1 protein-coding gene is annotated in these 1639 nt (G+C 44.5%); it reads left to right on the top strand.

All coding sequences use genetic code 11. The features are described 5' to 3' along the window. Nucleotides 1-58 precede the first annotated feature (58 nt). A complete protein-coding gene (locus KDK14_RS09530; RefSeq protein WP_257264867.1) occupies nt 59-1210 on the top strand; it encodes an ankyrin repeat domain-containing protein in 1152 nt (383 codons plus the stop codon). Nucleotides 1211-1639: the final 429 nt, after the last annotated feature.

Below are 1639 nucleotides of genomic sequence, written 5' to 3' on the forward strand. Positions count from 1 at the left end.
TTTCTCTGCTGTTTGTTGTCCAAACGGAAGTCTTTAATCATTAAAGAAGGTTAACGTGATGGATAGAATTAATAATAGTATTATTGGCAACGCAGCTGATTACTCCTTTTGTGATATCGGTAAGAATGTCGACAGGCAAAACAGAGGACAACTGGTTGGGCGTTCACTGACCACAACCTCTTGCACTACGCAATGCATCACCGGAAAGTTTGACGGCGTCAAGTCAAGAAGTCTTGCCCAGCGGGAATGTGTTCACCAGGGTGAATCCCCCTTGCTTGTTGCTGACCATCAGCGCCGAACCGCATACTTGCAAATGCTGAACGGGGCCGGGGAGGATATCAGTAACGTAGTGACCACCGCCTTCCGGGGAGGAGAAGCTGAACTCGATACACTGCTTGAATGCCTGAAAAGCAGCCAACTCAGCCAAACGACCCTCGATAATGCCCTGTGCGAAGCGGCCAAACAGGGGCAAATAGAGTGCCTTGACATCCTGATGACAGCAGGAGCAAAAGACTTGGATGGTGCCTTGTATTGTGCTGTCAAGGCGAAAAAAGTTGCTGTCCAGAACGCTCTGCTTCGTAAAGGAGCGGATAAATCTTCCTTGCTGCACACTGCTGCCAGTAAAAGTTCTCTGGAATATCTGAGTGACAAGATCATTTCGCAAAACATCAACGCTACCGACGAGAACGGCCAAACACCGCTGCATATCGCCGCCGCCAATGGCGATATCATAAGCCTGAAAAAGCTGATTGAAACCAGGGGAGTGAAAATCAATATTGCTGATAAAGACGGCTGGACGCCTCTCCACTTGGCTGTCAGTAACAATAACGCAAATACCGTCGAGGGATTACTGCTCGCTGAGGGCATCAACGTTAATGCGAAGGATAACGATGGCTATACGCCTCTACACGTAGCGGCCAACTGCGCTGGTGCAGAAGTCATCAAGTTGTTAGTGGCCGCCGACGGCATAAAGGTCAATGAGAAGACTCGCAAATTCTTTTGTCACATGCTATCGCGCCAAGCCAAATACCTGCAAAAAACGGCTCTGTACTTAGCTGCCGAAAAAGGTCGCACAAAGATCGTCAAGGAGTTACTGAAGGCTAAGGACATCGATGTCAAAGTGAAAGCTCATAGTGGCTTTACGGCTTACGAAATTGCTAAAAACAAGGAATGCAAGGATCTCCTTAAACCAGCTTCCAAAAGGAAATAACTATTATCTCGATATAAGTAGGAGGAAGTTTGCTTTCGTATAAACTGACTTATCGTACAATCAGTTCCAATAATGATCTGCTTATTATCAGTATTAGCAGCATTTAGTGACCTGATCGCTACTTTTTTTTGAAAAGTAGTTAGCTGTTCGATTTTTCAAGTTTAACTCCTATATGCTCGACCATAACATCCATTTTCAATGTTTTGGTTATAGAATAATTGGAATTTATTCCTCGAGTAGAGGTCTAAATATTCAAAAGCAAGCTTTCACCTATTCATAGGTGCTGAACAGTTACAAAGGCTCTAATATTTCTTTGCTGGGTTATAGACATAAAGAATGAAAAGTTGTGCGTATATTCTATTCTAACTACAACTAAAGCTGGGGTCATATATGGTCCGCCCCGCATTGCAAGGGAAAGTTTTCCATCAT

Source organism: Endozoicomonas sp. ONNA2, from assembly GCF_024606365.1.
Classification (GTDB): Bacteria; Pseudomonadota; Gammaproteobacteria; order Pseudomonadales; family Endozoicomonadaceae; genus Endozoicomonas.

What these genes read in the sequence shown, in the direction of transcription:
- KDK14_RS09530 (WP_257264867.1), top strand. Translation starts at nt 59, where the DNA reads ATGGATAGAATTAATAATAGTATTATTGGCAACGCAGCTGATTACTCC.